Consider the following 25600-nt stretch of genomic DNA (forward strand, 5'->3'; position numbering starts at 1 on the left):
GATACGAACTGAGCATAATGAGTGCTCTAGATCATAATGGAAATCGTTACCGTTTAACTTTAGCAGTACCCGCAACTCGGCCACCGCCCGCCCGCCGCCCCCGCGCTGCCCAGCCGCGCCCGAAACGCCGAACGTCACGTCGGCAACTCGGCGTTTGCCGGACGTGACGTCCAGGTGCTCGGTATGCGGTTAGACCAGTAGCTCGGCGGGCTGACCCAGTAACTGGGCGCAACGCAGCAGGCCGAGGTGGCTGTAGGCCTGCGGATGGTTGCCGAGCGAGCGCTCCGCGACCGGGTCGTACTCCTCGCTGAGCAGGCCGGTCGGCCCCGCCACATCGACCAGCTGAGCGAACAGCGCCTCGGCATCCGAGCGCTTGCCGATCAGCAGGTATGCCTCGACCAGCCAGGCCGCGCACAGGTGGAATCCGCCCTCGCCGCCGGGCAGACCGTCGTCGTGGTGGTACCGGTACACGGTCGAACCGCTGCGCAGTTCGGCCTCGGTCGCGACCACGGTCGCCGCGAAGCGCGGGTCGGACGGTTCGATCAGGCCACTGAGGCCGATGTGCAGGGTGGCCGCGTCCAGATCGGTGCCGTCGTAGGCGGCGGTGTAGGACTGCACCTCGTCGTTCCAGCCCTTGGCCTTGACCTCTTCGGCGATGGTCTCGCGCAGCAGCGTCCAGGCCGGGTCGACCTCGCGCCCGAATTTCTGCGCCAATGTCAGCGCCCGGTCCACGGTCAGCCAGCCCATCACCTTCGAGTAGACGTGGTGGCGCGGGTTGCCGCGGATCTCCCAGATGCCGTGGTCCGGTTCGGTCCAGCGACGCTGCACCGCGGCGACCATGGCGCACACCAGTTCCCAGTCGGGATCCGGCAGCGCCCGATCCGGTGCGGTGATGCCCTTGCTCTCGCGGGCGTGCGACAGCGCGGCGATGAGCTCCACGATGGGACCGAAGACGTCCAGCTGCACCTGCATATTCGCGGCATTGCCGACGCGAACGGGGCGTGAGCCCGCATATCCGGGCAGCTGGTCGATCACGGCCTCGGGCGGCAGCGTCTCGCCGTACAGCGTGTACAGCGGGTGCAGCCGCTCCGGTCCCGGCAGCGTCTCCAGCACGCGGTGCACCCAGCCGAGGAATTCCTCGGCCTCGGCGAGCGAGCCGAGCGAGACCAGCGCCTGCGCGGTCATCGAGGCGTCGCGCAGCCAGCAGTACCGGTAGTCCCAGTTGCGCACACCGCCGATATCCTCCGGCAGCGAGGTGGTGGCCGCGGCCAGGATCGAACCCGAGGGTGAGTGCACCAGCCCGCGCAGGGTGAGCGCCGAACGCTTCATCAGATCCGGCTTCAGCGGCGGCAGATCGAGCCCGGCGGCCCAGCTGGACCAGTAGCTCTCCGCCTCCCGCCGCCGGTCCGCCTCGCTGATCATGGCCGGCGCGAGATCATGTGTCCCACAGCGCAGTTCCAGCACGATCGGGCCGCGCGACGGGTCGACGACCGCGCGTGCCACATCGTGGGCGCCGTCGGTATCGATCTGCCACTCGACGCCGGGGGAGCGCAGCACCATCGGGTCGTTGGTGCCGAGCACCCGCAGCCCGGTCTGCTCGCGCTCGAGGGTCACCGGCACCTGGCCGAACTCCGGCCGCGGCGCGAAGGTGACCACGGCCTTGGCGTCGCCGGTGATGACCCGGGTCAGGTCGGTTCGGCTGGGCGCGACGTCGTGCGGCAGGTAATCGACCACTTGCAGACTGGCCCAACGGGTTTCGACGGTCATGGTGCCGTCGATATAACGCTGCGAGAGCGGTAGTCCGGCCCGCTCCGGCCCGATGGTGAAGTGGCCCGCCTGCGGGCCGCCGAGCAGATGCGCGAAGACCGCCGCCGAATCCGGCTCCGGGTGGCAGAACCAGGTGACCGTGGCGTCGGGGGTCAGCAGCGCCACCGAGCGCGGGCTCGACAACATGGTCAGCCGCTCGATGCGGGGCGCGCTCGCGCCCGCCAGCCAGGTGCGCCGTTCCTCGAGCAGGTAGGCCAGCGCGCAGGCGACCGCCTCGGTGCTCGCCACCCGGAACTTCGCGATGCTGTCGCCTTCGCCCACCTTGATGCCCAGATCGGGGCCGGAGAGTACGCGGAAGGCCTTCTCGTCGGTGACGTCGTCGCCGAAGAACACCGCCGCGGTCGCACCCTCCTGGTGTCGGATGGTGTCCAGCGCGGTGCCCTTGTCGGTCGGGATGACGGCCAATTCGATAACGGCCTTGCCCTCGGTCACCTGCACGCCGACCCAGCACGCCGGGCCGAGCCGGACCGTCTTGAGCGCGCGCAGTCCGACCTCCGGACTGGCATTGCGCACATGCAACGCCACACTGGCCGGCTTGATCTCCACCGAGGCACCGGGATTGTCCGCGGCGATACGCGTGAGCGAGGTCTGCACCTCTTGCAGCAGCTGTTTGGCATCGTTATCGATCGCGTGCACGAAGCCGACGTCGAATTCCGAACCGTGGCTACCGATCAGTTGGACCTCGACCGGAAGCCGGGACAGTGCTGCGAGATCCCGCAGCGCACGACCGGAGATCACGGCGGCGGTCGTGCCGGTGAGACCGGCGAGGGCGCGTAACGCGCTCACCGATTCCCGTTGGGGATACGCCTTTGCCGGATCGGAGACGATGGGCGCGAGCGTCCCGTCGTAGTCCGATGCGACCAAGAGTCGTGGCTCGCGCGCGACCGTCGACAGTGCGCGGCGAAGTTCCTGTGGCAAATCCTGTGCGCTCACGCATCCAACCTAGTGATCGGAGGAGTTTTTTCAGGGGCGGGCAAAACAATACTGTGTTGAATATGCCGCACCGCAGCGCGCCGGTATGCGTGCGCACGATTGCGACCACCCCGAACCGGAGGCCCCCAGTTAACACGCAGGTAACCGGACGGTAACCATTGTCCGGGTGCGTGTCGCACGTGGATCACGGGTGTGCTCCGCACGGGGCCGGGGCGGCCGGGCGGATTTGCCGGGAATGAGTCGCTTTGCCGGACATCGGGGTTCGCTGCCGGGTCGGCGACCGCGAGCAAGCGCGGCATACAACAACGGTAGCCCGACCGCCGCTCTTATGCGCGACGGCCGGTTACTCGAGTCCGGCGGTCAGGTTTCACCAATAGCCGTCGGCTAATTCACTGCTCGTCACCGAGCAGGAGATCCACCGTCAGTTCCAGACGATCCGTGACATCGGTCGCAGAGGCCCGTCGCGTGAGCCAGGCGACCAGATTCGACAGCCAGACGTCGCTGATCACGCGCGCGATCGCCAGCTGCCGTTCCGTCGGCTCGCCGTCGTTCATGGCGCGGGCGAAGACCCGGTCCATCACCTTGCCGACCCGGTCGACCTCGGCCGCCGCCGAGGCGTCGGCGAACATGAAGGCTCTGGTCATGGCCTCGGTGAGCAGCGGATCACGCTGCATCATCCGGGTGATCTGGGTGAGCAGCAGATGCATGCGCTCGCGCGGCGTCTGTCCGGCAAGCGGCTTGCGTTTGCCCTCGATCTGCTCGAATTCACGCGACAGTGCCGAGACCAGCAGGTGCACCTTGGACGGGAAATACCGGTACAGCGTGCCGACGGCCACATCGGCGCGTTCGGCGACCGCGCGCATCTGCACCGCGTCGTATCCGCCCTTGGAGGCCAGGGCCAGCGTCGCGTCCAGAATTCGCTTCCGCCGTTCCCGCTGCGCGGCCGAACTCAGCTCATCCTCGCTGAGCGTGGTGACCGTCGCGGTGGGCCGCGCGGCGCTCGAATCGGCGGGCTGCGATCGGGATGGACTGGCCATTGATGAGAGTCCTTTCCAGAAACGTCGTTTCGTCGGCTTACATGCGCGGATCCAGCCGGTCGGGAAGCTCGTCTCTTGACTTCCGCCCGGCTAGGATATTAGAACATGTTCTAGGTGTGGGAGTCACGCCGGAAAGGCGGTATGGAGTGTGACCATCGCCACCACTGAAGAGCATAAAGCCGTTCAGGAGTCGATGCGCGGATGGGCCGGATCGGTTCGTCCAATTGAAACAATGCGGGCCGGAGCCACAAGTTTCTGGCACGTGTACTGGCCCGCGCTGACCGATCTCGGGATCTTCCGGGTCGCGGTCGCCGAGGACGCGGGCGGCGCCGGCGGAACGGTCGCCGACCTCGCTGTCCTGGTCGAACAGGCCGCGCACGATCTGGTCGGTGGGCCGGTGCTGTCGACGGCTGTGGCGAATCTGGTCACCGCGGGTGTCCTGGATGAGGACATGCCGTGCGGTATCGCGCTCGACTTCGTTGTCGAATCGGACGTGAGCGTACCCTCCGCAAGCGAGAACGTGTTGCTTACCGGTGTCTGGGAGTCGGTACTCGGTGCGGCACAGGGCACTTCGGTGCTGCTGCCGGTGCGGACGCCGGAGGGCCCGCGCTGGTGCCTGCTGCCGCCGGACGCCGCGGGACTGCGCATCGAGGAACTGCCCTCGGCCGACCCGAGTACGCCACTGGCGCGTGTGCACTGCGCCGAGGCGCCGGTGCCCGCCGATCGGATCTTCACCGCACCGCACGCCGTCGAAGACCTCATCGCGGCGCTGGTCGCCGCCGAACTCGCCGGGCTCGCGGGCTGGTGCCTGGAAACCGCGGTCGAATACGCGAAGGTGCGTGAGCAATTCGGCCGCAAGATCGGTTCCTTCCAGGCCGTCAAGCACATCTGCGCGTGGATGCTGTGCCGCACCGAGCTGATTCGCGCGGTCGCGGCCGATGCCGCCGCCGCCGTGGACGAGGGCGGCGCCGAGCTGCCGATCGCGGCCGCCATCGCCGCCGCGGTCGCGCTGGACGCCGCGGTCGAGACCGCCAAGGACTGCATCCAGGTGCTCGGCGGCATCGGCTTCACCTGGGAGCACGACGCCCACTTCTACCTGCGCCGGGCGACCGTCCTGCGTCAGCTGCTCGGCGGCTCGGCGCGCTGGCGGGCCAGGGTGACCGAGCTGACCCGCGCGGGACATCGCCGGACCACCGGGGCCGACCGGGTCTTCACGGCGGCGCGAGCGACGGGCCAGGAGGCGGTGGCGGAGCGTGACCACGCGGGAGATCTGGCCACCGAGGTGGCCGCGATCGCCGCGCTGCCCGCCGAACAGCGGGCCAACGCACTCGTCGAGGCCGGTCTGGTGATGCCGCATTGGCCCGCGCCCTACGGCCGCGGCGCGAATCCCATGACCGGACTGGTGATTTCGGAGGAGCTGCGCCGCAACGGGCTGGAGACCCCCGACCTCGCCGTGGGCGGCTGGGCGGTGCCGACCCTGCTGCAGCACGGCACCCAGGAACAGATCGATCGCTTCGTCTGGCAGACGTTGCGCGAGGAGGTGATCTGGTGTCAGCTGTTCAGCGAGCCCGGCGCCGGATCGGATCTCGCCGCGCTGCGCACCACCGCCAAGAAGGTCGACGGCGGGTGGGTGCTGAACGGCCAGAAGGTGTGGACCTCGCTGGGCGACAAGGCCAACTGGGGCATCTGCCTGGCCCGCACCGACGCCGACGTACCGAAGCATCGCGGCATCAGCTACTTCCTCGTCGATATGCGCAGCCACGGACTCGACGTGCGGCCGCTGGTGCAGATCACCGGCGAGGCGCGCTTCAGCGAGGTATTCCTCGACGAGGTCTTCGTCCCCGACGATTGCCTGGTCGGCGAGCTGAACAACGGGTGGAAGATCGCCCGTTCCACGCTGTCCGCAGAGCGGGTCGCCATGGGCGGCAACGGCATCGGGCCGGTGCTGGAGGAACTCATCGCCAAACTGCCCGCCACCGGACCGGGTGCGGAACTGGTCGCCGATCGTCTCGGCGGCTTCGTCGCCGAGGCGATCTCCGGACTTCTGCTCGAGCAGCGTGCGGTGGTCGAGATGCTGTCCGGCGGTGATCCGACCGCGCTCAGCAGCGTGCGCAAGCTCGTCGGCGTGCGCCACCGTCAGGACGTGGCGGAATTCGCCGCGACCACGGCGGGTCCGGTCGGTGCCCAGGAGTCGGAAGTAGTCAAGGAATTCCTGCTCACTCGCTGTTTGTCGATCGCAGGTGGAACCGAGCAGATCCTGCTCACCGTGGCCGGTGAGCGGGTTCTAGGCCTGCCTCGTGACACGAGCGGTTAGTCGACGAGGAAGCTGGGAGATAAGCGTGGACTTCACCAGAGACGAAGGCCAGGACGCCGTGGCCGAAGTCGTCGTCGGTTTGCTGGAGCGCGAATCGGCGCGCGACATCGAACTGTGGCCGATTCTGGTCGACACCGGCCTGCCTTCGGTCGCGCTGCCGGAGCGCTTCGGTGGTGACGGCATGGGCCTGCCCGAGATCTCGGTCATGCTGACCGAACTGGCCACCGACGCGGTCGCCGTGCCCGCCCTGCCGACGCTGGGCTTCGCCCTGCTGCCGCTGGTGGCCGCGCTGCCGGAGAGCCTGGCCGACCGGGTGTTCCCGGAAGTCGCCAAGGGCGCGGTGCTCACCGTGGCGCTGAGTGAGCCGGGTGCGCCGTTCGTCGTCAAGCCGGAGACCACCGCGGTCACCAAGGGCGACGCCGTGCGGATCACCGGGCAGAAGGTGGCGGTGCCCTATGCCGAACAGGCACGCTGGCTGCTAATACCGACCGATGCCGGTGTCGCGCTGGTCGACGCGGATGCCGAAGGACTGACCCGGACGCCCTCGCCGGTCTCCGGCGGTATGCCCGAGGGCAGCGTACGACTGGACGGGGTCACCGTACCGGCCGAGCGACTGCTGCCGATCGAGATCACCGAACTGCACCGGGTCGCCGTCGCCTCGATCGGATCCGTCGCGGACGGCCTGCTCCGGGGCGCGCTGGTGCTGACCGCCGAACACCTGCGGATCCGGCGTCAGTTCAACCGGCCGCTGGCCGAGTTCCAGGCGGTGGCCCAGCAGATCGCCGACCTGTACGTCGTATCCCGCACCCTGCACGCCGCCGCGGTTTCGGCGAATTGGGCATTGGCGCAGGACGATTCCGGACCGGCGCATCAAGAACGGATCGATGACGATCTGGAGGTCCTCGCCTACACCGTGGCCTCCGAACTGCCCGCCGCCATGCAGAAATGTCACCACCTGCACGGTGGCATCGGGGTCGACGTGACCCATTCGATGCACCGCTACTACTCACAGGCCAAGGACATCGCCCGCTGGCTCGGCGGCGCGTCGTTCCGACTCGACCGATTGGGGGCAAGATGTTCATCGACCTGACCACCGAGCAACGCAGGCTGCGCGACGAACTGCGGGCCTATTTCGCCGATCTCGTAACTCCCGAGGAGGAGGCCGAGATGCAGGTGAACCGGCACGGCGATGCCTACCGCGCCGTGGTGCGCCGGATGGGCGCGGACGGCTGGCTCGGCGTCGGCTGGCCCAAGGAGTACGGCGGCCAGGGCTTCGGCGCCGTCGAACAGCAGATCTTCTTCAACGAGGCGGTCCGCGCGGATGTGCCGCTGCCGCTGGTGACGCTGCTGACCGTCGGCCCGACGCTACAGACCTTCGGCACCGACGAGCAGAAGAAGAAGTTTCTGCCCGGCATCCTCTCCGGGGATATCCATTTCGCGATCGGCTACTCCGAACCCGAGGCCGGTACCGATCTGGCCTCGCTGCGTACCAGCGCGGTGCGCGACGCCTCCGGGGACTGGATCGTCAACGGGCAGAAGATCTTCACCACGGGTGCGCACGAGGCCGACTACATCTGGCTGGCCTGCCGCACCGGATCGGTGGAGTCGCGGCACCGCGGCATCACCATCCTGATCGTGGACACCAAAGATCCCGGCTACTCGTGGACGCCGATCATCACCTGTGACGGTGCGCATCACACCAATGCCACCTACTTCGACAATGTGCGGGTGCCGGCGGACATGCTGGTCGGTGCGGAGAACCGGGGCTGGCGGCTGATCACTACCCAGCTCAACCACGAACGGGTCAGCCTCGGGCCGTCCGGCAAGATCGAGCAGCTCTACGACCGGGTGCACGACTGGGCCGCGCCACGCGGCGTACTCGGCAAGCCCGATGTGCAGCGCTCGCTCGGGCGCATCCACGCCATGGTCCGGCTCAACGAACTGCTGAACTGGCAGGTCGCCGCGACCGCGGACAGCGCGACCGAGGATCCGATGGGCGTCATCGCAGACGCCTCGGCGACCAAGATCTTCTCCACCGAGTCGTTGCAGGAGGCGGGCAGGCTGGCGGAGGAAATCGTGGGTGGCTACGGCGATCCCGGCGACCCGGCCACCGCCGCACTGCTGACCTGGCTGGACCGGCGCACCAAGCAGAACCTGGTGGTGACCTTCGGCGGCGGAGTCAACGAGGTCATGCGCGAACTCGTCGCCACCGCCGGACTGCAACTCCCGCGCGTACCCCGATAGAGATAAAGGAGGCCCGCGTGCCGGAAACGACCGCACCGGAAGAGATCACCGCCGCCGCCGAGCGGATCAAGGCGGCGGGTGAATGTGCCCCGCGCCTCGCGCGTGACCCGGTGAACCAGCCGATGATCAACAACTGGGTGGAGGCCATCGGCGACACCAACCCCATCTACGTCGACGAGGCGGCCGCCCGCGCCGCGGGTCACCCGGGCATCGTCGCCCCGCCCGCCATGGCGCAGGTGTGGACCATGTTCGGGCTCAACGGTGTTCGCCCCGCCGACGATCCGATGGGGGCCGCCACCGAACTGCTCGACGCGGCCGGATACACCTCGGTCGTCGGCACCAACTGCGAACAGATCTACCACCGGTATCTGGTGCCGGGGGAGCGGGTGACGGTCACCAGCCAGCTCGAGAGCCTCGTCGGTCCCAAGCGGACCGGACTCGGTGACGGCTGGTTCATCACCTTCCGCACGAAGTGGTACGTCGGCGACGAGGTCGTCACCGAAATGCTCTTCCGCATCCTCAAATTCGCGCCGGGTACCGCGCAGCCGCAACAGCCCGCGGGTGAGCGGGTCAAGCCGCTGGTCTCCTGGGATACCGAATTCTTCTGGGAGGGAACCAAGCTCGGCGAGCTGCGGATACAGCGGCTGCCCGATGGTTCGCTACGCCATCCGCCCGTCCCGGCGCTGTGGAAGGACAAATCCGAGCAGACCGACTATGTGGTCGCCTCCGGTCGCGGCACCATCTTCAGCTACGTCGTGCATCACGCGCCGAAGGTGCCCGGGCGGCAACTGCCGTTCGTGGTCGCGCTGGTCGAATTGGAGGAAGGCGTACGCATGCTCGGTGAGCTGCGCGGCATCGATCCGGTCGAGGTCAAGGTGGGTCTGCCCGTCCAGGTCGAGTTCGAGAAGCTCGACGACGATGCGACACTGCCGTTCTGGAAGGTGAGCGAATGAGCGACCGGACAATCGGCACTGCCGAGCCCACCGTCGAGGTCGGCGCGGTACTGCCCGAGCTGGTGATCCACGCCGATCCGACCTTCGTGATCAGCACCGCCCTGGCCACCAGGGATTTCCAGGATGTGCACCATGATCGCGACAAGGCGGTCGCCCGCGGTTCCAAGGACATCTTCGTCAATATCCTCACCGATACCGGGTTGGTGCAGCGGTTCGTGACCGACTGGGCCGGGCCGCGCGCCATCGTGAAATCCATTGCCCTGCGTCTCGGTGTGCCGCTGTACGCCGGTGACACGCTGACCCTGACCGGCACGGTGACGGCGCTGGACGGCGACGATATCCACATCGAGGTCATCGGACGCGACAGCCTCGGCGACCACATCACGGCGAAGGCCGTTATCGCATTTCTCGGAGGCCACGATGACTGAGCGGAACGGCATTTCGGGTCGCGCGGCCATTGTCGGCATCGGCGCCACCGACTTCTCCAAGGATTCCGGGCGCAGCGAATTGCGTCTGGCCGCCGAGGCGGTCGGCGCGGCGCTCGCGGACGCGGGTCTGACACCCGCCGATGTCGACGGTCTGACCACCTTCACCATGGATACCAACACCCAGGCCGCGGTAGCCCGCGCCGTCGGTATTCCGCAGCTGAAGTTCTTCTCGCATATCGGCTATGGCGGCGGCGCGGCCTGCGCCACCGTGCAGCAGGCGGCCATGGCGGTGGCCACCGGGATAGCCGATGTGGTTGTCGCCTACCGTGCCTTCAACGAGCGGTCGGTATCCCGGTTCGGGCAGTTCTCCACGGCCCTGGCGACCGCGCCCACCTCCTCGGGTATCGACGCGGGCTGGTCCTATCCGCACGGGCTGGGCACCCCGGCCGCACAGGTCGCCATGGTCGCCCGGCGCTATATGCACGTATACGGCGCGACCAGTGCGGATTTCGGACGCATCGCGGTCGCCGACCGCAAACACGCCGCCGTGAACCCCGCCGCCTTCTTCTACGGCAAGCCGATCACCCTGGAGGATCACCAGAATTCGCGCTGGATCGCCGAACCGCTGCATCTGCTCGACTGCTGCCAGGAATCCGACGGCGGTGTCGCCATTGTGGTCACCAGCGCGGAACGGGCCAAGGATCTGCCGCAGCGACCGGCCGTGATCGCCGCCGCCGCGCAGGGCAGCGGCGCCGACCAGTATGTGATGACCAGCTACTACCGTGACGCCCTCACCGGTCTGCCCGAAATGGGGCTGGTCGGTGACCAGCTGTGGTCCCAGAGCGGTCTGCGCCCTGACGATATGCAGGCCGCGATCCTCTACGACCACTTCACCCCGTTCGTCCTCATGCAGCTGGAGGAACTGGGCTTCTGTGGTCGCGGTGAGGCCAAGGATTTCATCGCCGACGGCGCCATCGAACTCGGCGGCGCATTGCCGCTGAACACCCACGGCGGACAGCTCGGCGAGGCCTATATCCACGGTATGAACGGCATCGCCGAGGCCGTCCGCCAAATTCGCGGCACCTCGGTCAACCAGGTGGAGTCGATGCGGAACATCCTGGTCACCGCGGGTACCGGCGTGCCGACCTCGGGTCTGGTGCTCAGCGCGAACTGAACCGAGCGGGCTCGCCGTCCGGTGGTTCAGGCGCTGCGGATTGCCGCCGCCTTCCGCAGCAGCATGGTCCGTTCCCGGTCGTTTCCGGCGAGCCGCGCCGCGGCCTCGAATTCGGCGCGGGCCTCGTCGGAGCGGCCCAGGCGCGCGAGCAGTTCGCCGCGCGTCGCGGGCAGCAGGTGGTACCGGTCCAGTTGTCCGTTGTCGACGAGCGCGTCGACAATGCGCAGCCCCGCCGCGGGCCCCGACACCATCGCGACCGCGGCCGCCCGGTTGAGCTCGACGACCGGTGAGGGGGCGATCCGCCCGAGCGCGTCGTAGAGCAGCACGATGCGCTCCCAGTCGGTGTCCGCGACAGAGGGTGCGATCGCATGGCATTCGGCGATGGTCGCCTGCAACGCGTAGGCCCCGCGCCCGCGCCCGAGCGCGTCGACCCGGCGCAGTGCGGTGCGTCCGCGTGTAATGCATCCGCGGTCCCAGCGGCGGCGATCCTGGTCCGCGAGCAGCACCGGATCGCCGTCGGCGTCCACGCGCGCCGGAAAGCGCGCCGCGGTCAGCTCCATGAGCGCGACCAACCCGTGTACCTCGGGCTCATCGGGGACGAGTCCGGCGAGAATACGCCCGAGGCGCAGGGATTCCCGGCCGAGTTCGGGCCGCAGCCACGTGCTGCCGCGGCTGGCCGCGTAGCCCTCGTTGAACATCAGGTACAGCACCCCGAGCACCCCCGCGAGCCGTGGGCCGAATTCGAGTCGTTCCGGCACCTCGAACGGCACCCGGGCGGCGGCCAGTGTCTTCTTCGCCCGCAGGATGCGTTGCTGCACCGTCGCGGTCGGAACGAGGCAGGCCCGCGCGATGTCCTCACTCGCCAAGCCGCCGACCACCCGCAGGGTCAGCGCCACCTGTGCCTCCCGCGCCAGCACCGGATGGCAGGCGATGAATACCAGCCGCAGCACATCGTCGTCGATGCGATCGGGATCCCACGGCGGATCGGTGGTCGGCCCCCGCGCATCATCGGCCGCCAGTGTGCGGGCGATGGTGGCGAGCCGCTCGGCATAGCGTTCGTCACGACGCCAGCGGTCGATTGCCCTGCGTTTGGCGACGGTCGTGAGCCATGCCCCCGGATTCCTGGGAATCCCGGTCTCCGGCCACTGTGTCAGCGCGTCGACCAGAGATTCCTGTGCGAGATCCTCGGCGAGGCCGAAGTCGCCGACCGCACGTGTCAGTGTGGCGATGATCCTGGGTGATTCGATGCGCCACACGGCCGCGACGGAGCGCCGCACGGACTCCGCGGGGTCCGGGTGGCGCTGCGCCGCGGCATCGCTCATCAGGCCTTGCGTCCCTCGAGTTCCTCGCGCCACCCGGATTCCTTCTGGATCCACTCGTTGTCCTGCGGGAAGTCCTCGGTGCCGTGCACTCGGCGCACCTCGATCTTCGAACCGGGCCCGAGCGGTACCCGCTTCGCCCATTCGGCCGCTTCCTCTTTGGAAGCGACCTCGATGATCCAGAAGCCACCGAACAGCTCGGTGGTCTCACCGTAGGGGCCGTCGGTGACCAGCGGCGGATCGGCGGCGAAGTCGACGACGAAACCTTCCTCGGGCTCCGCGAGTCCTTCTCCGGCGAGCAGCACGCCCGCCTTCATCAGGGCCTCGTTGTAGTTGCCCATGGCTTCGATGATCTGCTCGAACGGGATGTTCTTCGCGGCCTCGACGGCTTCGTCGGTCGCGCGCATGATCAACATGTATTTCATCGTTCGCTCCTTCGTGTCGGGTCGTGTTTCGACCCTCTCACCCAGGACGTCGAACGAGAAGGACAGGAATCGACAGGTCGCCGCACTCCGTCTTCGGGCAGGATCCAGGTCCGCTGCGATCCGGTCCCGCTGCGGCGCGGCGTAGGTTGGAGCGGCAGTGCCGCGCAGGGAGGAGTCTCATGATCGATCGACACCTGGTCGACGTCCATATCCTGCTCATCCGCGACGGTGCGCTGCTGCTGAGCAAGCGCCGTAGCCCCGACGAGTTCGACGACCGCTGGCATGTGCCCGCGGGCAAGCTGGAGTCGGGCGAATCCGCGACCGCCGCGGCCGTGCGGGAGGCCGAGGAGGAGGTGGGCGTGCTGATCGATCCGGCGGATCTGCGCCTCATCCACACCGCCCACGTGGTGAGCTCCGGCCGCGAACCGCGCCTCGGCCTGTTCTTCGAGACCACCCGGTGGACCGGTGAACCGGTGAACCGTGAACCCGACAATTGCTATGCGCTCCAATGGTTCCCATTGGACGATCTCCCCGCCGACATCATCGCCTACCCGCTGGCGGGCATCCGTGCCCTGGCCACCGGTGTCGCCTATAGCGAACGCGGCTGGTCACCTTCGCACTGAGCGCATGTCGGCGCGGGCTGGTGGCCGCCCGTGACGCCGCGCAGGAAGGCCGACAGCAGGCCGGTCAGTTGGGCAATGCTCGCGCTGCCACCGGGACGCAGGTGGGTCCGGTTGCCCGCGAAGCGGTCGAAGACCGCGCCTTCGATGACCGCGACGAAGTCGGCGGCCGTTACCTCGGGGTCGGGGGTACGCATGGCCTGGAACAGCTCTCGTGCGCGTTCGACGGAGAACAGGCTGTGGGCCAGGCGATCGTGCAGATCGGGGTCGGGCAGAAGTTCGATGACCAGGGCGTGCCGGACGATCAGATGGCTGCGGCGTTCGGCGAGGAGCCGGTCGAGCCACACCGCGATGCCGTGCGCGACGGCGTCGGGGTCGAGGGAGGGAACCGCCGGTCGGGCGGTGGTGAATTCCTCGCGGGATCGGGTGGTGATGCGGTCGGTGACCGCTTCGATGAGGGCCCGTTTGGTCCGGAAGTAGTAGGACGCCGATCCGGTGGGCAGTTCCAGCGCGGTGTCCAGGGCGCGGTGGGTGAGTGCGCGAATGCCGCGGGTGGCGATCAGGTCGATGGCGGCATCGATGATGCGGGTGCGGCGGTCGGATGTGGACATCGTCACCTTCTCTGGCGGGCCCTTTCGATTGTCCTCTACAAATGTAGAGGACAGGGAGGTGGCCATGGAAGCCGGTGGAATCGAACTGGATGCCGACCAGCGGCGGGCGGCGGCGCGGCTGGCGGAGTTGGTGGACCGGCGGGGGCGGCCGGTCACCCGGCACCGGGGGATCTACCTGCACGGCAGGCCCGGTCGCGGCAAGACCATGGTGATGGACGGGTTCTTCGCCGGTGTCGCTTCGGCTCGTAAGCGGCGCTTCCACTTCCATCAGTTCTTCGCTCAACTGCATGCCGCGGCGCACGAGTGTCGTTCCATCGACAAGGCCATCGATCGGCTGCTCGGCAATGCCGTACTGGTCTGCTTCGATGAATTCCACGTGCACGATATCGGCGATGCGATGTTGATCGGCCGGATGCTGGACGCGCTGTTCGCACGCCGCATCGCGCTGGTGCTCACCTCGAACTACCCGCCCGCGGAGCTGCTGCCGAATCCGCTGTTCCACGACAAATTCCTGCCGACCATCGACCGGATCGTCGCGAACCTCGATGTCGTGCCGGTCGACGGTCCGATCGACTACCGCACGACGGGCGTGACGGCGATGCGCGCGGGTTTCGCCGCGGGTCGCTACCTGGTCGCGCCGACCGTCGGCGCGGTCGAATCGTGCGCCGGGCCCGCGGTGGGCGGTGCGCTCCCCGTGCGGGTCGGTACCCGGCGGATCTACGCCCGCGCGACAACCGCGGATTCGATCACCATCGACTTCGCGGCCCTCTGCGGCACCCCCACCTCGGCGGCCGACTATGTCGAACTCGCCCGGCGGTTCCGGCGCTGGACCCTGTGCGCGGTACCGCTCCTCGGCGAGGTGGCCCCGGACTGGGTGATGCGCCTGGTGAATCTGGTCGATGTGCTGTACGACGCCGATCTGGAACTGACGGTGTATGCGGCAGCGCCCTTATCGGAGCTGGTCCGCGGCCTGCGCGGGGTGCCCGACATCGACCGCACCCGCAGCCGTCTTGGTGAAATTTCACAATATGAGCCGGTGCCGGCTGGATAGCCGAAGCGTACGGGGTAGAACTGGACGACGGTACCGACAACCGGCGATAAACCCGAGGTAATCCGAAGTATTCGATTCGCTCCCGAGCGGACCACCCGGCATGTAACTATGTGGCTGTTTTGTGCAGTACTCAGGTTTGGTGGTAATTCGGGTGGTCCGGGTGCGAGCGCCGATATCGCGCGTGATCGTGCTGATCACGCTGCTGATGTTTGCCGCGATTGCGCTGCGCGGGTATATCCCGGGATCGGGCGATTCCGGGGAGCATCGCGCTGTCCCGTCCGCCATCGCGGTCGCGTTGATGCCGGTACTGCTCACGGTGTCCGTGGTGATCCTGCTGGCGGGTGTGATCGCCAGCCAGCACCGGCTGCCACTGGCCATGCCGGAGGTCGAACGCGACGATGAACCGAGGCAGTGGCGCCTGGGCCGCCTCGGGCTGCTGATGCTGACCGTGCTCGCGGGTTTCGCGCTGGTGATCGCCGCCGCCTCCGCGGTCTTCTTCGTCGGTATCGGAACCGACCGCGAACCCGTGCCCGCGGCGCCGGGAACCGATACGGGCGCCACACCGGAAACCGTGGCCACCAGTCCCGCGGACCCGGGTAGCGCGCCGACCGGATTGACGGGGACGCCGCTATTGCTCGCCACCATCGCGGCCATCGTGCTGATCGCGGTGGCGGTGATCGGCCTGGTGGTGGTCGCGGTCGCGGCCCGCACCAAGCCGGATGCGCAACAGCCGCCGGTACAGGCCGCGCCGCCCGCGGTGGTGGATTCGCTGGCCCGCGCGGCCGAAATGGGCTTGGCCGCCATGAATGTGCCCGGTCAGGAGCCGCGCACCGCGATCATCGCCTGCTATGTCGCGATGGAGCGCGGGCTCGCCTCCGACCGTGCCGCCGCGCCGCTGGCCTCGGATACCCCGATGGAGGTGCTTGCCCGCGCCTTCGAACGCGGCGCACTGCACGACGCGTCCGCGCGGGAACTGGTCGCGCTGTTCGAGGAAGCCAGATTCAGCCCACACTCGATGCTGGAGTGGCAACGCATGCGTGCCGAACAGCTGCTCCGCATTGTCCTCGCCGATCTCCAAGGGGAGATGGTATGACGACCGAAGAGGGTAGGTTGAATCGCACGGCGATTGTGGTGATGGCGATCTTCGTCGTGGTCGTGGCGGAGTTGATCACCCTCGGTAAGGCGCGCGACGCATTGCTCGTGGTCACCGGGATTCTGGTGGCGCTGGCCTTGTTCCAGCTGATCTGGTCGTTGCGGGACCGGGGATTCTCGGAGTCGGACGAAGAGTCCGACGAGATCGAGAACGGCCCGGCGGAGATGTTGCATCGCTGGCAGGCGAGGGCCCAGATGCTGGCCGATCGGGCGGAGGGCACCCGTGCCGACTGGGACCGGCACCTGCGGCCGCTACTGGCCAAGGAGTTCGAATTGTCCACCGGCCTGCGGGTCGCCAAGAACAGAAGGGCTACCGAGGCCGCCGGGATACTGCAGTTCGGACCGGAACTGTGGCGCTGGGTCGACCCGGCGAATTCGGCATTGCGCGATCAGACCACGCGCGCACCCGGGCGGGCGGCGCTGGATGAGATCTTGCGCCGACTCCAGAGAATGTAATGCGCCGTTCACGAAGAATGGGTTGAGGTAAGTGCGAGTAGCCAAATGACCATGCCGATGGACGCGACCGTCCAGCGCACCGAGGCGGTGCTGCGGGAGCTATCCCGTGTCGTCGTCGGTAAGCGCGACGAGTTGCAGCTGATCATGATCGCCGTGCTGTCGGGCGGGCACATCCTCATCGAGGACCTGCCCGGTCTCGGCAAGACGTTGATAGCGCGGTCGTTCTCGGCCGCACTCGGCCTGGATTTCACCCGGGTGCAGTTCACCCCCGATCTGCTACCCGCGGATCTGCTCGGGTCCACCATCTACGACATGTCGACGGGCCGGTTCAATTTCCGGCGCGGACCGGTCTTCACCAATGTGCTGCTGGCCGACGAGATCAACCGGACGCCGCCGAAGACGCAGGCGGCGCTGCTGGAGGCGATGGCCGAGGGCCAGGTCAGCATCGACGGCGAAACCTTCCCGCTACCCCAGCCTTTCATCGTGTTGGCGACCGATAATCCGATCGAATACGAAGGCACCTATCCGCTGCCGGAGGCGCAGCTGGATCGTTTCGCCATGCAGTTGCGCCTGGGCTATCTGTCCGAACACGACGAGACCCAGATGATCCGGCGCAGGCTGGAGCGTGGCGCGACGCCGCCACAGGTGGGTCAGGTGGTGGAGGCGAACGGCCTGTTGGAGATGCGCCAGTCGGTCGAGTACGTCACCGTGCACCCCGATGTGGTCAGTTATGTCGTCGCGCTGGCCTCGGCGACCCGTTCGCATCCGCAGGTCGAGGTGGGGGCCAGTCCGCGCGCCGAATTGGATCTGGTGCAGATGTCGCGGGCCCGCGCACTGCTGCTCGGGCGGGACTATGTGATCCCGGAGGATGTGAAGGCGTTGGCGATTCCGGCGATGGCGCACCGGATCACGCTGCGCCCGGAGATGTGGGTGCGCCGGATTCGCGGCGAGGACGTGATCGCCGAATTACTGCGTCGTCTGCCGGTTCCGCGCGCCAGCGTGACATGAGCGGGCCGGACACCGTCGTTGCGCCGGACGCCGCCGAGAAGCCGGGCGTCGCCCGGCACCGCGATGCGAGTGCCACCGTCGAGGCCGAATTGCGGTGGCGTCCGGCGCCGCTGGTGTACCTGCTCGCGGTCTGCGCCGCGGCGGCGCTGGTGCTCGCGGTGGTGTTCGGGCGGTGGCAGCCGGTGGTTTTCGCGGCCCCGATGATCGGGGTGCTGGCCACCGCGCCGTGGCAGCTGTCGCGCACCAGGATCCAGGTCGACGGCGGCGGCACCCTGCGCTGCTTCGAAACCGAAGAGGTGGTGCTGACCGTCGCTGCCTTCGTCGACGCCGGTCATGCCCTGCTGCGGCTGAAGCCGGAGCAGGTGCCCGGGCTCGGGATCGAGATCGAAGAGGCGAGCGATTCCGGGACGGCGCCCGCCGGGCTACGGCTGGCCCTCACCGCGGACCGCTGGGGGCGCTACCCGGCCACAGTGCGAGTCTCCGCGCTCAGCCCGGCGGGGCTGGCCGTCGCCAACGCGATACTGCCCGCGGGGCAGCTGTACGTGTACCCGATCACCGATCCACAGCGAATGCGGTTGCCGCGCACCGAACTTCCGGAGCGGCTCGGTACCCACCTGACCCGCAAGTACGGGCCGGGCGTGGAGTTCGCCGATATCCGCGCCTACGCGCCGGGTGATCAACTACGCCTGGTGAACTGGCCGGTGAGTGCTCGGCGCGGCAAGCTCTACGTCACCGAGCGCCTCACCAATCGCTCCGCGGATGTGGTTGTGCTGGTGGATACTTCGCAGCAGGCACCGGGTCCGGCGACCGATTCGCTGGAACTCTCGGTGCGCGGCGCGGTCCAGGTGGTGCAGTCCACGTTGCAGGCAGGCGACCGCACCGCGGTGGTATGTCTCGGCGGGTCGCCGCGGTGGCTGCGCCCGGATATCGGCCGCCGCCAGTTCTACCGGATCGTCGATACGGTGCTCGGCGTCGGCGAGGAGCATATCGAGACCACCGGCACGCTGGCGCCACACGCGGCGGTGCCGTTGGGCGCCATCATCGTCGCCTTCTCCACTCTGCTGGATACCCAGTTCGCGCTGGCGCTGATCGATCTGCGTAAACGCGGGCACGTGGTCGTGGTGGTCGACGTCTTGCGTGGCACGCCGTTCCGCGAGGGTCTCGATCCGACGCTGGCCCGCATGTGGCAGCTGGAACGCGCCTCGATGTACCGCGATATGGGGACGGTGGGCGTCGATATCGTGGCCTGGCCGGAGGACACCCGGCTCGACCAGGTCATGCGCCTGCTCCCGGAACATCGCCGAATGGTGCGGGTGCGCCGATGACCAGATTCCTCGCCGTTCTGTCCGGCGCGCTGCTGGTGGGCTCGGTCATGCTGATGGCCCCGTGGGCGGGCATTCCCGCCATCGTCCTGGTGGTGGCCGGCTGGTGGTTCCGGCTCTCCGCCATGACGGCGGTGCTGCTTGCCCTCGGTGTGCTGGTCTTCGCCGATACCGGCGTACTCGCGTCCGCGGCAGCGGGTTTGGTGGCGACCACCTATCTGCTCAATACGGCCACCGTCACCGCGCCGGTCGGGGTGGTGCCGACCACCGTGCCCTCGGTCGCGGGCGCGGTCGTCTTCACCGGCTGCGCGGTCGGCGCCGCGCTGCTCCCATTGCGGCTGTCCTGGGCGCCGATCGCGGCTCCGATCCTGGTGATCCTGTTGTACGGCTTGGTGATCCAGGGACTCGCCGTGCGCCGCCGCGACAACAACGGCGCTTCGCCCGTCTCGGGTTGAACGCGATTCGCCGACCGTGCCACTCGGGCAGCGGTCGGCGAATCGCGTTCGGCCCTACTGGAACCGCAGGGTCACATCCCCGAGGACCGGGGCATCGTCGCGGTCGACCACGGTCGCGACGATGGTGAGCTCACCGTCGGCCCGCCAGATGCGGGTGCGGATGGTCTCGCCCGGATACAGCACCCCGGTGAAGCGGGCGCGGAATCCGGTGACCCGGCCCGCATCCGAGCCGAGCACGGTATCGGTGGCGGTCTTGCAGACAATGCCGTAGGTGCACAACCCGTGCAGAATCGGATCGGGGAATCCGGCGGCGCGCGCGAATTCCGGATCCGAATGCAGCGGGTTGCGGTCGCCGAGCATGCGGTAGAGCAGCGCCTGCTGCGGCAGCGTCGGCGTGGTCACGTCGAAATCCGGTGCGCGGTCGGGCAGCTCGGTCTTGGTGCTCGGACCGCGTTCGCCGCCGAAGCCGCCCTCACCCTTGGCGAAGATGGACGAACGCGCCGTCCACAGCGGCGCGCCGTCGGAGCCGGTCACCGTCTGCTCCTGCACGACCACGGCGGCCGAGCCCTTATCCCACAGTTCGGTGATGCGCCCGGTACCGGTCGCCTTGCCGGATGCCGGGATGGGCCGGTGCACCTCGATCTCCTGGTGGCCGTGCACCACCTTCGCCAGGTCGATATCGATACCGGGGAAGCTCACCTTCGGCGGTTCGGTCTCGTGCAGCGACGGCGCGACGGTCGCGAAGGTCGGCAGTACCTGCGGGGCGCGATCGTCGAGGTAGCGCAGTTCGGCCGGTTCGGTCCAGCGGCTGCCCGCGCCGAGGCCGAGCTGGTACAGCTGCACATCGGACGGTGTCCAGGCGAACTCCCGGCTCGGAAGTTCGGCGCCGAGCGCGATCGTCGGATCAATGGGCATCGGGTCTCCTTGTGAATGCTTGTGGACAAATGCCGCACCGTCGCCCGTGAGCTTCGAATCGATCCTGCGGCCGGATCGGCCGGATGGGCAAGGCGGCGTCCGTTCTGTGGGACGTTATGTCCGGTCCGACTTCTTGCGCTCGGCGATATCCAGCACCGCCAGATAGCCGAAGGTGATGGCCGGTCCGATGGTGGCGCCGGGGCCCGCGTAGGTATGACCCATCACCGGGGCGCTGGAGTTGCCGGAGGCGTACAGGCCCTCGATCACCGACTTGTCCTCGCGCAGGACCCGGCCCGCGGTGTCGGCGACCAGACCGCCCTTGGTGCCGAGGTCGCCCGGCACGATCTTGGCCGCGTAGTACGGGCCCTGCACCAGCCCGGCCAGACACGGGTTGGGCTTCACGGTCGGGTCGCCGTAGTAGCGGTCGTAGTGGCTGTCGCCGCGTCCGAAATCCTCATCCTTACCGGTTACGGCGAAGGTATTGAACCGGGCGACGGATGCGGCCAGATTCTCCGCGGGCACCCCGATCTCGGCGGCGAGTTCCGCGAGGGTGTCGGCCTTGACGATGTTCTTGTTTTCCATCCAGCGGGACGGAAAGCGCAGACCAGGCTGCAATCCGGCGAAGATGTAGCGGTTCCGGTAGCGCTGGTCGAACACCAGCCACGAGGGGATGTTCTCGCCCGGCCCCTCACCCTGCCCGTATTCGCCGCCGTACATGGTGTGCACAGCCTCGACGTAAGGAGCGGACTCATTACCGAATCGCTTGCCGTCGGGATTGACCATGATGCAGCCGGGCAGATTGCGTTCGGCCAGCGCGAACCATGGACGGCCACCCTTGAAGATGGTCGGCCCCCACCAGGCGTCCTCCATGAAGTCGACCGCGCCGCCCGCCTCCATCCCCGCGATGATGCCGTCGCCGGTATTGGCCGCCGCGCCGGTGGTCCAATCGGTGGTGATGGGCTGGCGCTGGTACTTGGTGCGCATCTCGGCGTTGTGCTCGAATCCGCCCGCGCCCAGCACCACGCCGTAGTTGGCGGTGAATCGGATCGTCTCCCCGTTCTGCTCCGCCTCGACGCCGGTGACCTTGCCGTTCTCGACGATGAGCTTGGTCATCGGAGTATTCAGCAGCAGCGGCACATTCGCGTCCATGAGCCCCTTGCGCATGGCGGCGATGATGGCCTGACCCATCACCATCAGGTGCTTATTGGTGAACTTGGCCCAGTAGGTGCGCGCGCCGACCCGCATGGCCCGCATCATGCCCTTGGGGTGGCGGCGGATGAGGTTCAGCCGGACGAAGTCGGCCTGGGTGACCGCGACATTCAGCGGCGCCTTGGCGTACGGCGGTTCCAGCTTGAACCGCTCCTCGCCGAGGATTTTGGCGTTGAACGGCTTGGGTTCGCACGAGCGGCCCTCGCCCTTGCCGCCCGGGGCTTCGGGGTAGTAGTCGGAGTAGCCCGGCACCCAGCGCATCTTCAGCGGGGTGTGCTCGAGGACGAAGTCGAAGGCCTCGGCGCCGCGGTCGATATAGGTGTCGATCCGCTCCTTGGGCACCACGTCGCCGATGATGCTGTGCAGGTAGATGCGCGCAACCTCGCGATCGTCGGGCCTGCCCGACGCCCTGAGCGCCTTATTGCCGGGGATCCACACGCCGCCGCCGGAGCGGGCCGTGGAACCGCCGTAGTGGGCGGCCTTCTCGATGATTACGGCGCTCAGTCCATGGTGGGCCGCGGTGAGCGCGGCCGTCATGCCGGCGGCACCGCTGCCGACCACCACCACGTCATAGCTGCGTGGCTCACTAACCTGATCAGTCATGTAGAACACGTTATAGAATGATGGCGCCATTGGTCTATGTTGTGTGGCAGAAGACTTGCTCGGCATTCCACTGGCCGAGAAACTCGTTTCAGTTTCAGACCGGAGTGAAGTACATGGGCCTCGAATGGGACCTGGCCGCGGATGTGGTCGTCGTCGGATACGGTGCGGCGGGTGCGGCGGCCGCGCTGGAAGCCACCGCGGCGGGTGCGCAGGTACTGGTGCTGGAGCGGTTCGCCGGAGGCGGCGCGTCGGCGCTTTCCGGCGGCATCATATACGCCGGCGGCGGCACCTGGGTGCAGGAAGCGGCGGGGGTGAAGGACACCCCGGAGCAGATGCTCGCCTACCTCGAGCGTGAGGTCGGCTCGGCCGTCACGCCGGAAACACTGCGTCGCTTCGTGGACGAGAGCCCGGCGCTCATCGACTGGCTGACCGGGCACGGGGTGCCGTTCGAGGCATCGTTGTGCCCCTACAAGACCTCGTATCCGAACGACAGCTACTACCTGTACTACTCGGGCAGCGAGGTCTCCGGTTACGGGCGCGAGGTCGCGGAGCCCGCGCAGCGAGGTCACCGGGTGAAGGGCAAGGGCACCTCGGGCAAGCAGCTCACCGCGCCGCTCGCCGCGTCCGCCTCTCGGCTCGGCGTCCGGGTCGAAACGCTCACGCAGGCAACGAAACTCATTGCCGACGACAATGGCGCGGTAATCGGCGTCGAGTGCTGGTCGCTGCGCGACGCGCCGGGGCGCATCCGCGATCGCTATACCCGGATGGCGAAGATCGCCGCCAAGCCGGGCATCTACTACCCGCCATTGCGCCGGGCGCTGGAGAAGCGGCTGGCGAAGCTGGATCGCCGCTACGGCAAGCCGATCCGGGTGCTGGCGCGCCGCGGCGTCGTGGTCAGCGCGGGCGGATTCATCGCCAACCGCACCATGCTCGCCGAATACGGCCCGCGGTACCGCAATGGACTCGCGCTCGGCACCACCGGTGACGACGGCAGCGGCATCCGAATGGCGCAGCAGGTCGGCGCGGCCACGGATCGGATGGGCAACATCTCGGCCTGGCGATTCATCCTGCCGCCCAGCTCCTTCACCGGTTCTCTGCTGGTAGACGCGGCGGGCGGGCGCGTCATCGATGAGACCCGCTACGGCGCGGCGGTCGGTCACGCGCTGATCACCGAACACGAGGGCAAGGGCTGGGTCCTGGCCGACGACCGGTTGATGCGCACCGCGATCTCGCAGATCGGCAAGCAGGGCACCTGGTTCCAGCGCATGCAGTTCGAGGTGATCCGGCGCACCGCGGTCCGCGGTGACACCTTGGAGGCGGTCGCGGTTCGGGCGGGTGTCGATCCGGCGGGGTTGCGGGAAACCGTGGCCGCCCACAATGCCGCCATGGTCAACGGCGCCCCTGATCCGGTCGGCAAGCCCGCCGAATTCGCCGAACCCGTACGCACCGCACCCTTCTGGCTGTTGGATGTGGGCATCCAACCGAGCCTGACCAACCCGTGCCCGATGCTCACCCTCGGCGGCGTCGTCGTGGATGAGCGCACCGGCGCGGTGAAATCCACTGCCGGAAACGATATTCCGGGCCTGTTCGCGGCCGGTCGCACCGCGGTCGGCATCTGCTCGGACTCCTACGTCAGCGGGCTTTCGCTGGCCGACTGCATCTTCTCCGGCCGCCGCGCGGGCGCCAACGCCGCCGCCGAACCGACCCCACCAGCCGAGCGGGCGACTGCGCTCGATAACACCACAGTGGAAGGAAACTAGCGTGCTGTCCGACGCGGTACGAAACCGACTGGCCCAGGAACTCGATGACGCGGAACGCGATCGGGTGGCCATCGACAAGCTGGTCGACCGGCATCCCGATATCGATGTGGTCGACGCCTACGAAATCCAGCTGATCAATATCCGGCGCAAGCTCGCCGACGGCGCCAGGGTGGTCGGGCACAAGGTCGGTCTGTCCTCCGCGGCCATGCAGCAGATGATGGGCGTGGACGAACCCGACTACGGTCACCTGCTCGCCGATATGGAGGTCTACCAGGATGTCCCGGTCGAGGCCGGGCGCTACCTGTTCCCGCGGGTGGAGGTCGAGGTCGGCTTCGTACTCGGTGTGGACCTGCCCGGCGCGGACTGCACGGAGGACGACGTGCTCGCGGCGACCGTCGCCTACGCGCCCGCCATCGAGCTGATCGACTCCCGGATCAAGGACTGGAATATCGGACTGTGCGACACCATCTCCGATAACGCCTCCTCCGCCGGATTCGTACTCGGCCGGGAACGGATCGCGCCGAACGATATCGACGTCAAGTCCATCGACGCGGTGCTCACCCGCAATGGCGAGGTCGTCGCCGAGGGCCGCAGCGACGCGGTGCTCGGTAATCCGGTGATCGCGGTGGCCTGGCTGGCCCGCAAGGTCGCCTCCTTCGGGGTGCGGCTCAAAGCCGGTGACATCGTGCTCCCTGGTTCCTGCACCCGCGCCATCGACGCCCGTCCGGGCGATTCCTTCCACGCTGAGTTCGCCGGACTCGGTTCCGTCCGCCTGCAATTCAGCTGAGTCCACCCACCCCGCCGGCTTCGCCGGCACCCACCCAAGGAGGCCTGTAGTGTCCGAAAACGGGACCGTCACCGCCGCGATCGTCGGGTCCGGCAATATCAGCACCGATCTGCTCTACAAACTGCTGCGCTCGGACAAGATCGAGCCGCGCTGGATGATCGGAATCGACCCGGAGAGCGAGGGTTTGAAGCGAGCGCGCGGGCTCGGGCTGGAGACCTCGCACGAGGGCGTCGACTGGCTGCTCGGCCAGTCCGAACTCCCGGATATGGTGTTCGAGGCCACCTCGGCCTATGTGCACCGGGCCGCCGCGCCGCGCTATGCCGAGGCAGGCATCCGAGCCGTGGATCTCACCCCCGCCGCCATCGGACCCGCGGTGGTGCCGCCGGTGAACCTCGGCGCGAATCTCGATGCGCCGAACGTCAATATGATCACCTGCGGCGGCCAGGCCACCATTCCGATCGTCGCGGCCGTCTCGCGTGTGGTCACCGTTCCCTACGCCGAGATCGTGGCCTCGGTCTCCTCGGTCTCCGCCGGTCCGGGCACCCGCGCCAATATCGACGAGTTCACCAAGACCACCTCGCGTGGCGTGGAGACCATCGGCGGCGCCGAGCGCGGCAAGGCGATCATCATCCTGAATCCGGCCGAGCCGCCGATGATCATGCGCGACACCATCTTCTGCGCCATTCCGGAGGATGCCGATACCGACGCCATCGCCGATTCCATCCACCGGATGGTCGCCGATATCCAGCAGTACGTGCCCGGCTACCGGCTGCTCAACGAACCGCAGTTCGACGCGCCCTCGGTGGTTTCCGGTGGTATGGCGAAGGTTTCGGTCTTCGTGGAGGTCGAGGGTGCGGGCGATTTCCTGCCGCCGTACGCGGGCAACCTCGACATCATGACCGCCGCGGCGACCCAGGTCGGCGAGGTCATGGCCCAGCAAATCAGGAGCCGAGCGCAGCGAGGCGACCAATCCGACTCAGCGGCCCGGGTGTAGAAG

At 67.9% G+C, this 25600-nt stretch carries 23 protein-coding genes; 16 read left to right on the forward strand and 7 right to left on the reverse strand.

What is annotated here, in order from left to right; all coding sequences use genetic code 11:
- Positions 1 to 189: 189 nt before the first annotated feature.
- The gene (gene otsB / locus AB0H61_RS32035; protein WP_357311472.1) at positions 190 to 2760 is read right to left on the reverse strand and encodes a trehalose-phosphatase; all 2571 of its coding nucleotides are present in this window, start codon (positions 2758 to 2760) and stop codon (positions 190 to 192) included.
- 389 nt (positions 2761 to 3149) lie between these two features.
- A complete protein-coding gene (gene kstR / locus AB0H61_RS32040) occupies positions 3150 to 3797 on the reverse strand; it encodes a cholesterol catabolism transcriptional regulator KstR (RefSeq protein ID WP_357311473.1) in 648 nt (215 codons plus the stop codon).
- Between the two features lie 148 nt (positions 3798 to 3945).
- Between kstR and AB0H61_RS32045 the strand changes: the two genes are divergently transcribed.
- Genes AB0H61_RS32045 through AB0H61_RS32070 form a run of 6 tightly spaced genes read left to right on the forward strand, consistent with a single transcriptional unit; the run spans position 3946 to position 10910 of the window.
- Positions 3946 to 6111 (forward strand): acyl-CoA dehydrogenase family protein, encoded by a 2166-nt coding sequence (locus AB0H61_RS32045; RefSeq protein ID WP_357311474.1) that lies wholly within the window; start codon positions 3946 to 3948, stop codon positions 6109 to 6111.
- A 25-nt stretch (positions 6112 to 6136) separates the two neighbouring features.
- On the forward strand, positions 6137 to 7201 hold the full coding sequence (locus AB0H61_RS32050; RefSeq protein WP_357311475.1) for an acyl-CoA dehydrogenase family protein: 1065 nt from the start codon (positions 6137 to 6139) through the stop codon (positions 7199 to 7201).
- Positions 7186 to 8355, forward strand: coding sequence for an acyl-CoA dehydrogenase family protein (locus AB0H61_RS32055; RefSeq protein WP_357311476.1), 1170 nt, complete (start codon positions 7186 to 7188; stop codon positions 8353 to 8355). Before AB0H61_RS32050 ends, AB0H61_RS32055 begins: the two co-directional genes overlap by 16 nt.
- Positions 8356 to 8372: 17 nt before the next feature.
- Entirely contained in the window at positions 8373 to 9308 is a 936-nt protein-coding gene (locus tag AB0H61_RS32060) for an OB-fold domain-containing protein (protein ID WP_357311477.1), read from the forward strand.
- Positions 9305 to 9736 carry a MaoC family dehydratase gene (locus AB0H61_RS32065; protein ID WP_357311478.1) on the forward strand — a complete coding sequence of 144 codons (432 nt, stop codon included), beginning with the start codon at positions 9305 to 9307 and terminating at the stop codon, positions 9734 to 9736. Before AB0H61_RS32060 ends, AB0H61_RS32065 begins: the two co-directional genes overlap by 4 nt.
- Positions 9729 to 10910, forward strand: coding sequence for a lipid-transfer protein (locus AB0H61_RS32070; protein ID WP_357311479.1), 1182 nt, complete (start codon positions 9729 to 9731; stop codon positions 10908 to 10910). Before AB0H61_RS32065 ends, AB0H61_RS32070 begins: the two co-directional genes overlap by 8 nt.
- Before the next feature lie 26 nt (positions 10911 to 10936).
- Here AB0H61_RS32070 and AB0H61_RS32075 read toward each other — a convergent pair whose 3' ends face one another.
- Both AB0H61_RS32075 and AB0H61_RS32080 read right to left on the reverse strand, forming a co-directional pair.
- Positions 10937 to 12232 carry an RNA polymerase sigma factor gene (locus AB0H61_RS32075; protein ID WP_357311480.1) on the reverse strand — a complete coding sequence of 432 codons (1296 nt, stop codon included), beginning with the start codon at positions 12230 to 12232 and terminating at the stop codon, positions 10937 to 10939.
- Complete coding sequence (locus AB0H61_RS32080) at positions 12232 to 12654, reverse strand: YciI family protein (protein WP_357311481.1); 423 nt, start codon at positions 12652 to 12654, stop codon at positions 12232 to 12234. The genes AB0H61_RS32075 and AB0H61_RS32080 overlap by 1 nt, the downstream gene beginning before the upstream one ends.
- 179 nt (positions 12655 to 12833) lie before the next feature.
- Between AB0H61_RS32080 and AB0H61_RS32085 the strand changes: the two genes are divergently transcribed.
- Complete coding sequence (locus tag AB0H61_RS32085; protein ID WP_357311482.1) at positions 12834 to 13277, forward strand: NUDIX domain-containing protein; 444 nt, start codon at positions 12834 to 12836, stop codon at positions 13275 to 13277.
- On the opposite strand, the gene AB0H61_RS32090 is transcribed toward AB0H61_RS32085, so the two are convergent.
- On the reverse strand, positions 13244 to 13885 hold the full coding sequence (locus AB0H61_RS32090; RefSeq protein ID WP_357311483.1) for a TetR family transcriptional regulator: 642 nt from the start codon (positions 13883 to 13885) through the stop codon (positions 13244 to 13246). The two genes, AB0H61_RS32085 and AB0H61_RS32090, sit on opposite strands and share 34 nt — an antisense overlap.
- Positions 13886 to 13949: 64 nt before the next feature.
- Between AB0H61_RS32090 and zapE the strand changes: the two genes are divergently transcribed.
- The 6 genes from zapE (at position 13950) to AB0H61_RS32120 (ending at position 19329) form a co-directional block, all read left to right on the forward strand.
- Positions 13950 to 14936, forward strand: a complete 987-nt coding sequence (gene zapE, locus AB0H61_RS32095) for a cell division protein ZapE (RefSeq protein ID WP_357311484.1) — start codon at positions 13950 to 13952, stop codon at positions 14934 to 14936.
- A gap of 139 nt (positions 14937 to 15075) precedes the next feature.
- On the forward strand, positions 15076 to 16029 hold the full coding sequence (locus AB0H61_RS32100) for a DUF4129 domain-containing protein (RefSeq protein WP_357311485.1): 954 nt from the start codon (positions 15076 to 15078) through the stop codon (positions 16027 to 16029).
- Positions 16026 to 16544: a hypothetical protein gene (locus AB0H61_RS32105; protein ID WP_357311486.1), complete on the forward strand. Its 519-nt coding sequence runs from the start codon at positions 16026 to 16028 to the stop codon at positions 16542 to 16544. Before AB0H61_RS32100 ends, AB0H61_RS32105 begins: the two co-directional genes overlap by 4 nt.
- A 45-nt stretch (positions 16545 to 16589) precedes the next feature.
- A complete protein-coding gene (locus tag AB0H61_RS32110; protein ID WP_357311487.1) occupies positions 16590 to 17552 on the forward strand; it encodes a MoxR family ATPase in 963 nt (320 codons plus the stop codon).
- A complete protein-coding gene (locus AB0H61_RS32115; protein WP_357311488.1) occupies positions 17549 to 18877 on the forward strand; it encodes a DUF58 domain-containing protein in 1329 nt (442 codons plus the stop codon). The genes AB0H61_RS32110 and AB0H61_RS32115 overlap by 4 nt, the downstream gene beginning before the upstream one ends.
- On the forward strand, positions 18874 to 19329 hold the full coding sequence (locus tag AB0H61_RS32120) for a hypothetical protein (RefSeq protein WP_357311489.1): 456 nt from the start codon (positions 18874 to 18876) through the stop codon (positions 19327 to 19329). Before AB0H61_RS32115 ends, AB0H61_RS32120 begins: the two co-directional genes overlap by 4 nt.
- 54 nt (positions 19330 to 19383) lie before the next feature.
- Here AB0H61_RS32120 and AB0H61_RS32125 read toward each other — a convergent pair whose 3' ends face one another.
- Together AB0H61_RS32125 and kstD are read right to left on the reverse strand one after the other, a co-directional pair.
- Entirely contained in the window at positions 19384 to 20244 is an 861-nt protein-coding gene (locus AB0H61_RS32125) for a MaoC/PaaZ C-terminal domain-containing protein (protein ID WP_357311490.1), read from the reverse strand.
- A 114-nt stretch (positions 20245 to 20358) separates the two neighbouring features.
- The gene (kstD, locus tag AB0H61_RS32130; RefSeq protein WP_357311491.1) at positions 20359 to 22056 is read right to left on the reverse strand and encodes a 3-oxosteroid 1-dehydrogenase; all 1698 of its coding nucleotides are present in this window, start codon (positions 22054 to 22056) and stop codon (positions 20359 to 20361) included.
- A gap of 113 nt (positions 22057 to 22169) precedes the next feature.
- Here kstD and AB0H61_RS32135 point away from each other — a divergent pair, with 113 nt between their 5' ends.
- Genes AB0H61_RS32135 through AB0H61_RS32145 form a run of 3 tightly spaced genes read left to right on the forward strand, consistent with a single transcriptional unit; the run spans position 22170 to position 25597 of the window.
- On the forward strand, positions 22170 to 23816 hold the full coding sequence (locus AB0H61_RS32135; protein ID WP_357311522.1) for an FAD-binding protein: 1647 nt from the start codon (positions 22170 to 22172) through the stop codon (positions 23814 to 23816).
- A gap of 1 nt (position 23817) precedes the next feature.
- On the forward strand, positions 23818 to 24603 hold the full coding sequence (locus AB0H61_RS32140; RefSeq protein WP_357311492.1) for a 2-keto-4-pentenoate hydratase: 786 nt from the start codon (positions 23818 to 23820) through the stop codon (positions 24601 to 24603).
- Positions 24604 to 24652: 49 nt separating this feature from the next.
- Positions 24653 to 25597: an acetaldehyde dehydrogenase (acetylating) gene (locus AB0H61_RS32145; protein ID WP_357311493.1), complete on the forward strand. Its 945-nt coding sequence runs from the start codon at positions 24653 to 24655 to the stop codon at positions 25595 to 25597.
- Positions 25598 to 25600 lie beyond the last annotated feature (3 nt).

It is taken from the genome of Nocardia sp. NPDC050710, from assembly GCF_040654375.1.
In the GTDB taxonomy this organism is placed as follows: domain Bacteria; phylum Actinomycetota; class Actinomycetes; order Mycobacteriales; family Mycobacteriaceae; genus Nocardia.

What these genes read in the sequence shown, in the direction of transcription:
- kstR (WP_357311473.1), bottom strand. Translation starts at nt 3,797, where the DNA reads ATGGCCAGTCCATCCCGATCGCAGCCCGCCGATTCGAGCGCCGCGCGG.
- AB0H61_RS32055 (WP_357311476.1), top strand. Translation starts at nt 7,186, where the DNA reads ATGTTCATCGACCTGACCACCGAGCAACGCAGGCTGCGCGACGAACTG.
- AB0H61_RS32065 (WP_357311478.1), top strand. Translation starts at nt 9,305, where the DNA reads ATGAGCGACCGGACAATCGGCACTGCCGAGCCCACCGTCGAGGTCGGC.
- AB0H61_RS32070 (WP_357311479.1), top strand. Translation starts at nt 9,729, where the DNA reads ATGACTGAGCGGAACGGCATTTCGGGTCGCGCGGCCATTGTCGGCATC.
- AB0H61_RS32075 (WP_357311480.1), bottom strand. Translation starts at nt 12,232, where the DNA reads ATGAGCGATGCCGCGGCGCAGCGCCACCCGGACCCCGCGGAGTCCGTG.
- AB0H61_RS32080 (WP_357311481.1), bottom strand. Translation starts at nt 12,654, where the DNA reads ATGAAATACATGTTGATCATGCGCGCGACCGACGAAGCCGTCGAGGCC.
- AB0H61_RS32085 (WP_357311482.1), top strand. Translation starts at nt 12,834, where the DNA reads ATGATCGATCGACACCTGGTCGACGTCCATATCCTGCTCATCCGCGAC.
- AB0H61_RS32090 (WP_357311483.1), bottom strand. Translation starts at nt 13,885, where the DNA reads ATGTCCACATCCGACCGCCGCACCCGCATCATCGATGCCGCCATCGAC.
- zapE (WP_357311484.1), top strand. Translation starts at nt 13,950, where the DNA reads ATGGAAGCCGGTGGAATCGAACTGGATGCCGACCAGCGGCGGGCGGCG.
- AB0H61_RS32105 (WP_357311486.1), top strand. Translation starts at nt 16,026, where the DNA reads ATGACGACCGAAGAGGGTAGGTTGAATCGCACGGCGATTGTGGTGATG.
- AB0H61_RS32110 (WP_357311487.1), top strand. Translation starts at nt 16,590, where the DNA reads ATGACCATGCCGATGGACGCGACCGTCCAGCGCACCGAGGCGGTGCTG.
- AB0H61_RS32115 (WP_357311488.1), top strand. Translation starts at nt 17,549, where the DNA reads ATGAGCGGGCCGGACACCGTCGTTGCGCCGGACGCCGCCGAGAAGCCG.
- AB0H61_RS32120 (WP_357311489.1), top strand. Translation starts at nt 18,874, where the DNA reads ATGACCAGATTCCTCGCCGTTCTGTCCGGCGCGCTGCTGGTGGGCTCG.
- AB0H61_RS32125 (WP_357311490.1), bottom strand. Translation starts at nt 20,244, where the DNA reads ATGCCCATTGATCCGACGATCGCGCTCGGCGCCGAACTTCCGAGCCGG.
- kstD (WP_357311491.1), bottom strand. Translation starts at nt 22,056, where the DNA reads ATGACTGATCAGGTTAGTGAGCCACGCAGCTATGACGTGGTGGTGGTC.
- AB0H61_RS32135 (WP_357311522.1), top strand. Translation starts at nt 22,170, where the DNA reads ATGGGCCTCGAATGGGACCTGGCCGCGGATGTGGTCGTCGTCGGATAC.